Genomic DNA, 12,578 nt, shown 5'->3' with positions numbered 1-12,578 from the left:
CCCTTCGGGCCCCCCGAGGTATTTGGGCCAGAGGAACGGGGGGCGGTTAACCTTAACGGATCGTTAGCGCCCCTTGCGGAGGTCGTCGAAGGCGCGAAGCTCGGCGATCAGGTCCGCCATACGGTCGACGGGGATCATGTTCGGGCCGTCCGAAGGTGCGTTGTCCGGGTCCTGATGCGTCTCGATGAAGAGCGCCGAGACGCCGACCGCGCAGGCCGCGCGGGCGAGGACGGGTGCGAACTCGCGCTGGCCGCCGGACGAGCTGCCCTGCCCGCCGGGCTGCTGCACCGAATGGGTCGCGTCGAAGACGACGGGGTAGCCCGTCGCCTCCATCGTCGGCAGGCCGCGGAAGTCGCTGACCAGCGTGTTGTAGCCGAAGCTCGTCCCCCGCTCGCAGAGCATGATGCGCTCGTTGCCGGTGCTCGCGACCTTGGCGGCGACGTTGGGCATGTCCCACGGGGCGAGGAACTGGCCCTTCTTGATGTTGATCGCACGCCCCGTTTCGCCGGCGGCCAGCAGGAGGTCCGTCTGGCGCGACAGGAAGGCGGGGATCTGAAGCACGTCGCAAATCTCGGCCGCGGGCGCGCAATGGTCGGGCAGGTGAACGTCGGTCAGTACGGGGCAGCCGAACTCGGTCTTGATGTCGCCAAGGACCCGCAGCCCCTCCTCCATCCCGAGGCCCCGCTGGGCCCCCAACGAGGATCGGTTGGCCTTGTCGTAGCTCGCCTTGAAGACCCAGCGCGTGCCCGTCGGCGCGCAGGCCTCGGCGATGCGTTCGGCCATCATGCGCGCGTGGTCGAGGCTTTCGAGCTGGCACGGGCCGGTGATCAGCATGAAGGGCTCGGACCCGCCGACGGGGATGCCCGAGACGTCGATGGTCTTCGATCGGATGGGGGTCATCGGCTGGCTCCTAGCACGGCTTCGATCCGGGGGACGTCCTCGGGGTTGTTGAGCTCCCAGAAGATCCGACCGCGCGCCTCGACCTCGACGCAGGCGACCGTCGCGCCGTTCTCGAGAAAGCGCAGTTGCTCAAGCCCCTCGCGCCGCTCCAGCTGGCCTTCGGGCCAGCACATATAGGACCGCAGCGCGTCGGGCCGGTAGGCGTAGACGCCGACATGGTGGAACACGGGGATCGGATCGGGGAGCTTGCCGGGCGCAATGTAGGGGATCACTTCCTTCGAGAAGTAGAGCCCGTGGCCGCGCCGGTCGAAGACGGCCGTCGTGCCGCCGACGCGGTCGGCCTTCCGGTCCTCGACGAACATCTCGTAGGTCTTCCGGTCGCAGCGCAGGACCGGCGTCGCGACGGCGGCGTCGCCATCGATGGCCATCCGCTCGATCAGCGCCTCGACGAACCAGGGCGGGGTCAGCGGCGCGTCGCCCTGCAGGTTCACGATCAGGTCGGCCTCCACCTCGGCCAGTGCTTCGGCGCAGCGTTCGGTGCCGTTGGCGGCCTCGGGCGAGGTCATCACGACCGAGGCCCCGAACCCGCGTGCCGCATCCGCGATGCGGTCGTCATCGGTGGCGACATGGATCTCGGCCACGCCCGAGACGGTGCGCGCGGCTTCCCATGTCATCTGGATGAGGGTCTTCGTCGTCCCGTCCGCCTGCCGGAGCTCGGCCAGCGGCTTGCCCGGATAGCGCGTCGAGGCATAGCGCGCGGGGATCAGGATCGCGGTTTTCACGCGACGCCCGCCCGCAAGAGGTCGTGAATATGCAGCACGCCCACGGGGCGCGCATCATCGCATACGATCAGCACGTTCAGCTTGCGTTCGTTGAGAAGCGCCAGCGCGCGCACGGCCAGCATGTCGGGCGGCACCGTCAGGGGATCGCGCGTGGCGATATCGCCGGCATTCCGCCCGGCCAGGGTCCCGAAGCCGCGCCGCAGGTCGCCATCGGTGATGACGCCCGTCAGAACCTCGCCTTCGGTCACGGCTGCGATGCCGAAGCCCGCGCCCGTCATCGTCAGGAGGACCTCCTCCATCGGGGTCGACGCATCGACGACGGGCAGGCGGTCGTCATGCATCAGTTGGGCCACGGTGGACATCTGCGCGCCGAGCTTGCCGCCGGGATGGAAGACGCGGAAATCCTCGGGCTGGAACTGCCGGCGCCGGAGGAGGGCGACGGCCAGCGCGTCGCCCAGGCCCAGTGTCAGCGTGGTCGAGGTGGTCGGCACCACGCCCAGCCCGCAGGCCTCGGGCAGTGCGGGGATCGTCAGGAGGTGGTCCGCGGCCCGCATCAGCGTGCTGTCGGGCCGCGACGAGAGGCCGACGAGGGGCACCCCGAAACGGCGCGAATGCTCGATCATGTCGCGCAGCTCGGGCGCCTCGCCGGAATTGGAGATCGCGAGGATCACGTCGTCGCGCGTCACCATCCCCAGATCGCCGTGGCTCGCCTCGGCGGGATGCACGAAATGGGCAGGCGTCCCGGTCGAGGCCAGGGTGGCGGCGATCTTGCGGGCGATGTGGCCGGACTTGCCGATGCCGGTGACGATGACGCGACCCGACATCTCGGCGAAGAGGTCCACGACGGCGCGGAAGTCCTCGGGCATCGCGTCGGCCAGCGCGGAGAGTGCGGCCGCCTCGGTGCGCAGGACCTCGCGGCCGGTGTCGATGGGGTCCGTCATGGGGATCGCAGATAGGGCCGGGGCGGGGGCGGCGCAACTGTTCGTCAGAGGGCGATCCGCCGATCCGCGGGGACGAGCGCGTTGATCTGGGCCACGTGCTGCGGCAGGCAGACATCGAGGAAGTCGTAGGTCCGGACGACATGGTCGCGGGCGGCGGGCCCGAGATGGGCGAACGCCGCCGGATCGGACAGCACCTCGATCACCTGCCGCGCCAGAAGGTCGGGGCGGAAGAAATCCACCAGAAGACCGGTCTCGCCATGGGTCACCGCCTCGCGGACGGGGGCCACGTCGGACGCGACGATCGTGGCTTCCATCGCCATCGATTCCAGAAGCGACCAGGACAGCACGAAGGGCATCGTCAGGTAGACGTGGCAGCGACTGATCTGGACGATGCGCTTGAAGTCGGGATAGGGCACCTGGCCCAGAAAATGCACGCGATCCCAGTCGAGCCGGTCGCCGACCTCGCGCTCCATCTCGGCGCGAAAACCGCCCTCGGCGTCGCTGGCCTTGCCGTAGGATGTGCCCGATCCGCCCACGATCAGGGCCCGTGCGTCGGGGCGCGCGGCGAGGATCTCGGGCAGCGCGCGCATGAAGATGTGGAAGCCGCGCGTCCGCTCCATGTTGCGCGCGACATAGGTGACGATCTCGTCGTCGCGGGTGATCCGTCCGATCCGCGTAAGTTCGAGCGCGGCCTTCGGATCAGGGCGCAGATGGTCGGTGCGGATGCCGTCATGGCAAACGTAGAGCTTGTCATGGAAGGCCTCGGGGAAGCAGTCCTTCTGCCACCGCGTCGGGGCGAGTCCCCGATCGACGACGTGGATATTGTGGTTCGGCACGGCATTCCGCGCCTCGAGAAGGAACGGGGCGGCCGCGGTTACCGGCTCCTCAGGGTCGAAATTCACGGGGCCGCCGAACTCGCGGTAGTAATATTCGAAGAAGCCGAGCACGGGCACGTCCGGCAGGACCTGGCGCAAGAACAGCATCTCGCCCCAGCCGGTATGGCCGAGCACGATGTCCGGCACGAAGCCCTCGTCGCGGAGCCTGGCGATGGCCAAGGCCGCGCCATAGCCGGCACCTGTCGCCTCCTCCCACACCTTCGACAGGCCGTAGGTGCCCTTTGCGGGCCTGTGATGCGGCGCATAGACGACCTTCCGGACGCCCGCGACCTCGGGGTAATTGCGGCGCTGGGTCAGGAAGACCAGTTCGTGACCGCCCTGCGTCCTCAGCCAATCCAGAAGCTCCCGGTATTGGCCGGGCATGTTCTGATGAACGAAGAGGATCTTCACCGACGGCCCACCGCGTCATAGGCGGTGAAGCCCGCGTCCAGCACGTCGGCGGGGCTGTAGATGTTGCGCAGATCGGCCATGCGGGCGGTCCCCATGGCCTCGGCGATGCGCGGCAGGTCGAGGGCGCGGAACTCGTTCCACTCGGTCAGCAGGACCAGAAGATCCGCGCCGTCCGACGCCTCGTAGGGGTCATCGCACCAGGTCACTCCAGGCAGCAGCGCCTCGCCCTCGCGGCGGCCCTGGGGATCGACGACGCGCACGCGCGCGCCGCCGCCCACCAGCGCGGGCACGATCGTCAGGCTGGGTGCGTCGCGCATGTCGTCGGTGTTGGGCTTGAACGTCACGCCCAGCACCGCGATCGTGCGTCCGTTGAACGACCCGTCGCAGAGGTCGCGCAGCTTCTCGATCATGCGGTGCTTCACGCCCTCGTTCACCTGGATGACCGTCTCGACGATGCGCATCGGGACCGCGTGCTCCTGCCCGATCCGGGCCAGCGCGCTCGTGTCCTTGGGAAAGCACGAGCCGCCGTAGCCCGGCCCGGCATGCAGGAACTTGTTGCCGATCCGGCCGTCCATGCCGATGCCCTTCGACACCTTCTTAACGTCAGCGCCAACCCGCTCGCAGAGCGCGGCGATCTCGTTGATGAAGGTGATCTTCGTCGCAAGGAAGGCGTTGGCGGCGTATTTGATCATCTCCGCCGATTCGAGATCGGTGATCATGATCGGGAAATCGCGCAGGTAGAGCGGGCGGTAGATGTCGGACATGACGTCCCCGGCGCGTTCGCTCTCGACCCCGACGACGACACGGTCGGGGCGCATGAAGTCGTCGATCGCAGCACCCTCGCGCAGGAATTCAGGGTTCGAGGCGACGTCGAACGCGGCCTCGGGTGCAGCGGCCCGCATGGCGTCGGCCACCTTGCGGTTGGTGCCTACGGGCACGGTCGATTTCGTCACCACGACCGCATAGCCCGTCAGCGCGCGCGCGATCTCCTCGGCGGCGGCCATCACGTAGGTCAGGTCGGCATGGCCGTCGCCCCGGCGCGTCGGCGTGCCGACGGCGATGAACACGGCATCGGCCCCGTCGACCGCGGCGCCGAGATCGGTGGTGAAGGTCAGGCGCCCCGATCCGACATTGCGCACCATCAGATCCTCGAGCCCCGGCTCGAAGATCGGGACGCGCCCGCCCTCCAGCATCTCGATCTTGGCGGGATCGCGGTCGACGCAGACGACCTCGTGGCCGAAATCCGAAAAACACACCCCGGAGACGAGGCCGACATAGCCCGTCCCGATCATTGCAATCTTCATTGCCGATCCTCGTGACAATGGGGGCTCTCGCGCCACCCTGTTTCCGGTTTGGCCCGGTTTTGCAGCCAATCGCGGCAAGTGTATGGCGCAGGCTGTGCCGTCTTGGCCATCCGGGGCGGCGAAAACCGCCTATCGCCCTTGCCATCCGGGACGTCCTCCGGCCCCTTGGGCCCACCTGCCCGCCCGAGGTCGCGATGAGCCGATTTACCACCCCCCGCCGCGTCCTCATAGTGGTGGAGAACTTGCCGGTCCCGCTTGACCGCCGCGTCTGGCTGGAGGCGACGTCGCTCAGGGCGGCGGGCTACGAGGTGTCGGTGATCTGCCCCACGGGCCGGGGCTGGGACGCGCCGCGCGAGGTGATCGACGGCGTCCACATCTATCGCCACCCCGCCCCGCCCGAGGCGCATTCGGGCGCGGTGGCCTATGCGCGCGAATATCTGCACGCGATCCGGCACTGGTTCCGGCTGGCCCGCATCGTGCGGCGCGAACGCGGCTTCGACGTCATTCATGGCTGCAACCCGCCCGATCTCGTCTGGCTTCTGGCACTGCGCTACCGCGCGGCGGGCGTGCGCTATCTCTTCGATCATCACGACGTCTGCCCCGAGCTCTTCGAGGCCAAGTTCGGCAAGCGCGGCCTGCTCTACGGCGTGATGCGCCTCTGGGAGCGGATCACCTTCGCCTGTGCCGACGTCTCGCTGGCCACCAACGAAAGCTTCGCCCGCATCGCGCGCGATCGCGGCGGCATGGCCTTCGAGGACGTGTTCGTCGTGCGATCCGCCCCCAAGGTCGAGAAGTTCGTGCCCGGCCCCGGCGACCCGGCCTATCGCCGCGCGGCGACGATGCTGGGCTGGATCGGGATTATCGGCCAGCAGGAGGGGCTGGAGCTTCTGGTCGAGGCAGTGCAACGCTTGGCGACTGACGGGCGCGACGTCCACGCGCTGATCGTCGGCTTCGGCCCACACCAAGCGGTGATCGAGGCGCTGGTGGCCGAGCGGGGTCTGACGGACCGCTTCACCTTCACCGGCGCGCTCTACGGAGAGGCGATGCTCGCCGCGCTCAACAGCATCGATATCGGCGTCGCGCCGGATCCGAAGAATGCGATGAACGACATCTCCACCATGAACAAGATCATGGAATACATGACCCTCGAGAAGCCCAGCGTGCAGTTCGACCTGACCGAGGGGCGCGCCTCGGCGGGCGATGCGTCGCGCTACGCGACGCGGAACGATCCCGGCGAACTGGCCGCCGAGATCGCCGCGCTGATCGACGATCCCGAGGCCGCGCGCGCCATGGGCCAACAGGGCCGCCGCCGGGTACTGGACGAGCTGAGCTGGGAGCATTCGGTGCCCCATCTCCTCGCGGCCTACGAGCGGATCTTCACGAAGGGCTGAGCGTCAGTCCGGCAGATGCGCCGCGATCGGCGGCAGCGCCGCGTCGACCATCGCCATGAGCCGCGCCTCGGCGACCGCGACCTCCTCGCCCGGCAGGATCGCGGTGACAAACCGCACGAGCGCGCCGTCGCTCCGCCCGGTCACGAGCCCGTCGCGCAGCGCCCAGAACTTCGCGTCCCAATCCGAGGTCATGCGCCGCCCGCGCTGTTCGAACCAATAGAGAACGAGCTGTTCGTCGAGCCCCTTGCGGATCAGCGCGCGGTTCGCCTCGAAGCCTTGCGGCATCGTCTTGACCGAGAGATCCGAGATCTCCCAGCCGCCGGCGGGCAGGCAGACCTCGGGCGAGTGCAGCCCCGCGCCGTTCGTCTGGCGCGCGTACCATGCCACGAAGACCGAAACGGGGGCCGCTTCGTCCGGTGCCGCGTACTCGGCGGCGAGGTGGTCCGAGGCCGCGAGGACGCGCAGCGTCTCGGCGTCGATGAAGGAGCGCCGTCCCTCCCACCCGTCGATGGCCAGCGGGAAGGTCGCGAGCGGCGCGCGGGCGATGCTCTCGGGCGCGGGGGCGGGTCGGTCGAGCGCCACCGCCCCCGCGGTCAGGAGCGCGAGTGCGGCCAGGGCGGGAGCGCCGTCCAAGCGCCCGACGCGGCGCGCCTGCGCGACGAGCCCGTCGGTGTCGAGGTCGAGCATCGGTCCCTCGACCCCGGCACGCGCCCACATCAACCGCGCCAGCCCCATCAGGAGCGCGATGCAGACCCCGAAGATCACCCAGCCCTCAAAGACGTGGAGAAACCCCTCGGCGTGGCCGATGCCGTAGCGGTCCACCAGCACGCCGATCACACCGATGCGGACCGCGTTGAGAATGACGGCGAGCGGTGCGGCCAGCGCGAAAAGCACGACCTTATGCGCAAACGGGCCGCGATAAAGGATCGCGGTGAGGTAGCTGAAGCTGAGGATCGGGAAGAGATAGCGCAGGCCGGAGCAGGCTTCCGCGACCTGCAGCTTGTAGACGCCCAGATCGATGACGTGCCCTTCGAGCAGCACCGGCACGCCCGCCGCGGCGACGAGGGCCACGCCGATCTCGGCCGAAATCGTCTGGAGCAGGGTCGAGACCTGCCAGAACACGACCTGCGGCAGGGGCAGCATGAAGATCAGGTGGAAGACCGACGCCCAGTGTCGCCGTCCGCGCCGCCAGCCCATCGCCACCAGCACCAGCGCCATGATCCACAGGATCAGGCCATAGGTCGCGAGGTCGGGGATGCCCGTCCGGTTCCCGACCAGCGTGACGATCAGCGCAAGCCCCCCGAGCGCCAGCCCGGGGCGACGATCCGGGGCGGGATCGAGAGTGGTGGGGCGGTCGCGCATCTCGCGCAGGAAGAGAAAGAGCGAGATCAGCGGGATCAGCGGGCCGTGGCTGTATTCCGGGGTCGACCACGCCGCCAGCAGCGAGGCAAGCCCGTCGAGAAAGAGCGGGATCGCCACTGCGACCGCCGCCAAAAGCACCAGCGGAGCCAGTCGCGACGTGCCCTGCGGATTGCCGATGCCGAGATAGGCCACCTATCTTAGCCGCCCGTCGGAAGAGCGTCGCGCGCGTCGCGGGCCTCGGCGGCCAGCGGGTGATCGGGGCCGGTCAGGGTCTCGACGGCGGCGAAGGTCTCGCGTGCGTGACCCACGTCGCCATGGGCGGCCTGAACCCGTCCAAGGCGCAGGCGTATCACCGGATCGTCGGGGAGCTCCCGCGCCGCCCGGCGCATCAGGGGCAGCGCGCCCTCGACATCGCCGCGCCGGAAGGCAATCCAGCCGATCGTGTCGGCCACCTGCGGCCGGGGATCGCCCCGGAGCGGGGCCGCAAGCCGGGCGGCCCTTGCCAGCGAGGCGGGATCGTCCCGCGTCGTCGACAGGAGGGCGGCGAGATTGTTGGCGACGGTCGGGTGGCCCGGCTGTTCGGAATGCAGCGCTTCGAGCACGACGATGGCTGCCTCGCTGTCGCCAAGCGCGGTCAGGCGGTCGGCGTCGAGAAGGCGCAGCGGCACGGATTCAGGGAAGGCGCGCAGCCCTGCGGCGAGCGCGGTATTCGCATCCTCGACCCGCTGGGCCGCGGCATGAAGACCGAAGAGGCGAATCGTCGCCGTCTCGCCCAGATCGGCCACGCCGGTCAGCGCCTCGTAGCCCGTCCGCGCGTCCTCGGTCCGGTCGGCAAGGGCGAGCATGTCGGCCCGGATGAGGCGAAGGATCATGGCGTCGGGATGGGTCGTGATGAGATCGTCGAGCCCCTCCAGCGCCGCGTCCGGGCGCCCCTGATCGGCCAGCGCGCCCACGGCGCCGGTCAGGGCGGGCTGCCGCACCTGTCCCGGCACATAGAGCGCCGTGATGTCGATCGATGCCGCGGGATCACGCATCGCGATGGCGCCGCTGAGCGCGGTCGCCGCCTCGGCCGCGCCCTCGGTCTTCGCGGCCCGAAGACGTGCGGCCACGGCGGTGGCCTGCGTGACGTCGCCGAGATCCAGTAGCACATCGGCCAATTGCATCGCCGTCGGCACATGGCCCGGCGCGCCCTCATGGGCGGCCTGCAACACGCGGAGCGCCAGCCGGTCGCGGCCCTGGCCGATCAGCGCGCGGGCGTAGCGTCCGGCCTCGCCCACGGCATGACCCGAAACCTCGGCCGCCGTCGCGAGCTGCTCCATGGCCAGACCCGGATTGCCGTCGAGACGGTGGGCCGCAGCCATCAGGCCCAGAAGCTCGGTGTCGCGCGGGGCGATCGACAGGGCCGTCCGCAGGTCGACGACGGCGTCCTTCGGACGGTCGCCGTCGATGGCCCAGCCGGCCCGCATCTTCAGCGCGCCGACATCGCCGGGATCGGCTTCGAGCACCGTTTCGATCTCGGCCCGCGCCGGCCCGTGCTCACCCAGCCGGTCGAGCATCCGGGCGCGCAGGACGCGGATCATCCGGGCTTCCGTGCCCTCGCCCGCGGCGGCCACGAGCTCGTCCAGACCGGCCAGCGCACCGTCCCGGTCGCCTGCGTCGAAGCGGATCGCGCGATCCATCGCGGCATAGACGAGCGCGCCCGGCCCGTCGCCCGCCGCCTCGCGCTGACGGGCGAGTTCCGCCAGGGCCGCATCGGAGCCGCGATTGCGCAGAAGGAAGCGTACGAGCATCGTGCGCGTCGCCAGATCGTCGAGCGGGCGACCATCGGCCAAGGCGCGAAGCACGTCCTCGGCGTCGGCCATACGGCCACGGGACATGTAGCGGGCGACCAGAAGGCCCGCGAATTCAGTATCGTCGGGATAGAGCGCCACGAGGTCGTGCAGACGGTCCTCGACCGGATCGGGGTCCGGCCCCTCGGCCAGAAGGCGGATGCGTGTCAGTTGCAGGTCGGGGCGATAGGGATCGCGCGCCAGCGTGTCGTCCAGGAGCGCGAGCGCGTCGTCAGTCCGCTCGGCCTGAATCGCGGATTCGAGAACGATCCGTGTCAGGATGGGCTCGTCGGGATACGCCTCGCGAAAGGGCAGCGCCTCGGCCTCAAGCGCGGCGCGCGCGGCGGCATCGTCGTCGCGGATCGCGGCGCGGAAGCGGACGGCCATGTCGAGGATGCGCGCGGCGTGGCCATCGGGCTCCATATCGGCAGCGGCCTCGGCGTGACGCCCGAGGGCCGTCCAATCCGCCTGAAGCATCGCGATACGACCGTTGGCAAGGCGCCATTCCGCGACATCGGGCTGGCGTTCGGCCAGCAATGTGAACTCGCGCGAGGCTTCGCGCAGGTAGCCCTGCGACAGGAACATGTGCCCCAACGCGGCGCGCGTCTCGACATCGTCACCGTCGATCTTGAGGACGTTTCGATACTGGATCAGGGCCCGCGCGAAGTCGCGCTCGGCGACATAGGCATCGCCCGATGCCCGAAGTTCCGAGACGCGCGCGTCGTCGGATTTGCATCCTGTCAAAGCCAACGCCACGACGATTGCCGTCGCCGTCAGCCGGAATCCCGGACCGATGGTCATGCCTGTCACCACTGCTGCTCGTTCTTCTTTTGCGGAGAGCCTGCCCTGCCGGGGCGGTTTGACCAAGCGTCGCGGGGCCGCGCGCGCCCTATGGTCAACGACCTGTGGCGCGCAGGACAACACCGACCGTGGCCGCGAGGATCGACAGATCGGCCGCCAGCGACACCGCCCCTTCATAGGCGCGGTCGAATTCGGCGCGGGCGGCGAAGCTCGTCTCGCCACGACCCGACACCTGCCAGGCACCCGTCAGACCGGGGCGCAGGCGGAAATAGGCCTGGCCGGGATACATCGCGCGCTGGCACGGCATCATCGGGCGCGGACCCACGAGGCTCATGTCGCCGGTCAGCACGTTCCAGAGCTGCGGCAGCTCGTCGATCGAAGTCTTGCGGATCAGCGCGCCGACCCGCGTGATGCGGGGGTCGTGGCGCAGCTTCTGGTCGCGGGTCCATTCGGCCCGGGCGTCCGGGTTCGCGGCGAGATGGGCGTCGAGCGCCGCGTCGGCATCGCGCACCATGCTGCGGAGCTTCCACATCCGGAACCGCCGCCCGTCGAGGCCCAGCCGCTCCTGTACGTAGAACGCCTGGCCGCCGTCGCGCGCGACCAGAAGGGCGAAGAGCCCGATCAGCGGTAGCGCAACCGGCAGGGCCAGCACGACCAGAGCGACGTCGAGCACGCGCTTGAGGTGGTCGCGATAGCTGAGCGCGCGCGCACCCGGCTCGGGCAGCGGCATGGGCGCACCGGTCAGGGCGGTGCGGATGCTGTGCGGATCGGTGTGCATGGTCATGGTAAAGGGCCTGCCTGACTTGATCGTTCGGTCTCGGACATGCGCGTCCGTTGCAGGCTTGTATGCTTGGCGATCTGGCGGATTCGGTGGCCCGTTCATCATGAATCGTGGCAGCGCCGGACCCATTTCGCGACACAATGCGGCACTGCCCGAAAGACGCCCCGAGACGTCGTTGAATCCACCCGCCCGCGCCTTAATCGCGTCCGATTTTAATTCAATCTTAAGGGACCGGTTGCGCGACCACTACGAGTCGCCGTTCGCAAAAATGGCACCCGGCGGCAGAACACAGGATACGACGATGAACAGCGTCCAAGCCCTCTATAACGAACGCTTCGGCCTGACCGGTCGCCCGTTCTGCGTCCTCCCGGATGCCGAGCTGTCCCACGAGGGGCCGTCCCTGATCCGTGCCCATGCCGCCCTCGAATACGGCCTGATGACCGGCGCGCCCTTCATGGCGCTGACCGGCGAGGCCGGGACGGGCAAGACCTCTCTCCTGATGCGCCTGATGACCGATGCCGACGAGACGCTGCGCTTCGCGGTCGTCGGCGGCATCCGGTCCGGCGCGGGCTCGATCCTGCCGTGGATCCTCCAGTCCCTGGGCGAGCCGATCACGGCCGAGATGACCGAACCGGAACTCCATTCCCGCCTTCAGGACCTGCTGATCGCCGACTACGCCGCCGGTCGCCGCGTCGTTCTGGTCGTCGACGAGGCGCAGACCCTCTCCACCGAGGCGCTCGACGAGCTGCGGCTCCTGACCAACATCAATTCGGCCGAGGATCAGCTCATCCAGGTGATCCTGTCGGGTCATCCGCGCCTTCGCGACATGCTGCGGATGCCCGAGCTGTCGGGCCTCGTGAACCGGGTCGGCGTCTGGGCCGCGCTCGATCCCATCCTGCGCGACGAGACCGCGGGCTACATCGCGGCGCGTCTGTCGGCCGCCGGCGGCCCCGAGGATCTCTTCGACGAAGACGCCGTCGCGATCGTCCATGCCGCCTCCGCCGGTCTGGCGCGCGCGGTGAACCAGCTTTGCGAAATGGCGCTGGTCTTCGCACTCTCGGGTGACGGCGACCGTATCACCGCGCAGGACGTCCGCGCGGTGCTCGACCACGGCATGTTCCTCGCGCCGCGCCCGGCCTATGACCCCGCCCCGGCCTCGAACCGTCCGGCGCGCCTGCGCCTGGCCAGCGGGGAATAAGGC

Annotated in this window: 10 protein-coding genes; 2 read left to right on the top strand and 8 right to left on the bottom strand. The window is 69.3% G+C overall.

The annotated features are described in order from the left end of the window. Positions 1 to 63 precede the first annotated feature (63 nt). Genes kdsA through Q0833_RS17635 form a run of 5 tightly spaced genes read right to left on the bottom strand, consistent with a single transcriptional unit; the run spans position 64 to position 5,213 of the window. Positions 64 to 900 carry a 3-deoxy-8-phosphooctulonate synthase gene (gene kdsA / locus Q0833_RS17655; RefSeq protein WP_298438221.1) on the bottom strand — a complete coding sequence of 279 codons (837 nt, stop codon included), beginning with the start codon at positions 898 to 900 and terminating at the stop codon, positions 64 to 66. Further along, positions 897 to 1,682, bottom strand: a complete 786-nt coding sequence (locus Q0833_RS17650; protein WP_298438218.1) for a 3-deoxy-manno-octulosonate cytidylyltransferase — start codon at positions 1,680 to 1,682, stop codon at positions 897 to 899. Before Q0833_RS17650 ends, kdsA begins: the two co-directional genes overlap by 4 nt. Then, positions 1,679 to 2,623, bottom strand: a complete 945-nt coding sequence (locus Q0833_RS17645) for an SIS domain-containing protein (protein ID WP_298438215.1) — start codon at positions 2,621 to 2,623, stop codon at positions 1,679 to 1,681. Before Q0833_RS17645 ends, Q0833_RS17650 begins: the two co-directional genes overlap by 4 nt. A gap of 44 nt (positions 2,624 to 2,667) precedes the next feature. Next, on the bottom strand, positions 2,668 to 3,909 hold the full coding sequence (locus Q0833_RS17640) for a glycosyltransferase family 4 protein (protein WP_298438212.1): 1,242 nt from the start codon (positions 3,907 to 3,909) through the stop codon (positions 2,668 to 2,670). Continuing rightward, entirely contained in the window at positions 3,906 to 5,213 is a 1,308-nt protein-coding gene (locus Q0833_RS17635) for a UDP-glucose/GDP-mannose dehydrogenase family protein (RefSeq protein WP_298438209.1), read from the bottom strand. The genes Q0833_RS17640 and Q0833_RS17635 overlap by 4 nt, the downstream gene beginning before the upstream one ends. Positions 5,214 to 5,407: 194 nt before the next feature. On the opposite strand from Q0833_RS17635, the gene Q0833_RS17630 reads away from it, so the two are divergent. Beyond that, complete coding sequence (locus tag Q0833_RS17630; protein ID WP_298438206.1) at positions 5,408 to 6,604, top strand: glycosyltransferase family 4 protein; 1,197 nt, start codon at positions 5,408 to 5,410, stop codon at positions 6,602 to 6,604. Between the two features lie 3 nt (positions 6,605 to 6,607). Here Q0833_RS17630 and xrtD read toward each other — a convergent pair whose 3' ends face one another. The 3 genes from xrtD to Q0833_RS17615 form a co-directional block, all read right to left on the bottom strand. After that, positions 6,608 to 8,158, bottom strand: a complete 1,551-nt coding sequence (gene xrtD, locus Q0833_RS17625) for a VPLPA-CTERM-specific exosortase XrtD (protein WP_298438201.1) — start codon at positions 8,156 to 8,158, stop codon at positions 6,608 to 6,610. A 5-nt stretch (positions 8,159 to 8,163) separates the two neighbouring features. Continuing rightward, the gene (locus Q0833_RS17620; protein WP_298438198.1) at positions 8,164 to 10,596 is read right to left on the bottom strand and encodes a tetratricopeptide repeat protein; all 2,433 of its coding nucleotides are present in this window, start codon (positions 10,594 to 10,596) and stop codon (positions 8,164 to 8,166) included. Positions 10,597 to 10,690: 94 nt separating this feature from the next. Continuing rightward, positions 10,691 to 11,326, bottom strand: coding sequence for a sugar transferase (locus Q0833_RS17615; RefSeq protein WP_298438380.1), 636 nt, complete (start codon positions 11,324 to 11,326; stop codon positions 10,691 to 10,693). A 352-nt stretch (positions 11,327 to 11,678) separates the two neighbouring features. Between Q0833_RS17615 and Q0833_RS17610 the strand changes: the two genes are divergently transcribed. Further along, positions 11,679 to 12,575 carry an AAA family ATPase gene (locus Q0833_RS17610; protein ID WP_298438195.1) on the top strand — a complete coding sequence of 299 codons (897 nt, stop codon included), beginning with the start codon at positions 11,679 to 11,681 and terminating at the stop codon, positions 12,573 to 12,575. The last annotated feature ends 3 nt before the right edge of the window (positions 12,576 to 12,578 follow it).

It is taken from the genome of uncultured Jannaschia sp. (assembly GCF_947503795.1).
GTDB lineage: Bacteria > Pseudomonadota > Alphaproteobacteria > Rhodobacterales > Rhodobacteraceae > Jannaschia.
The sequence above is the reverse complement of the archived record's forward strand: the minus strand, read 5'-3'. Positions and strand labels throughout refer to the sequence as shown.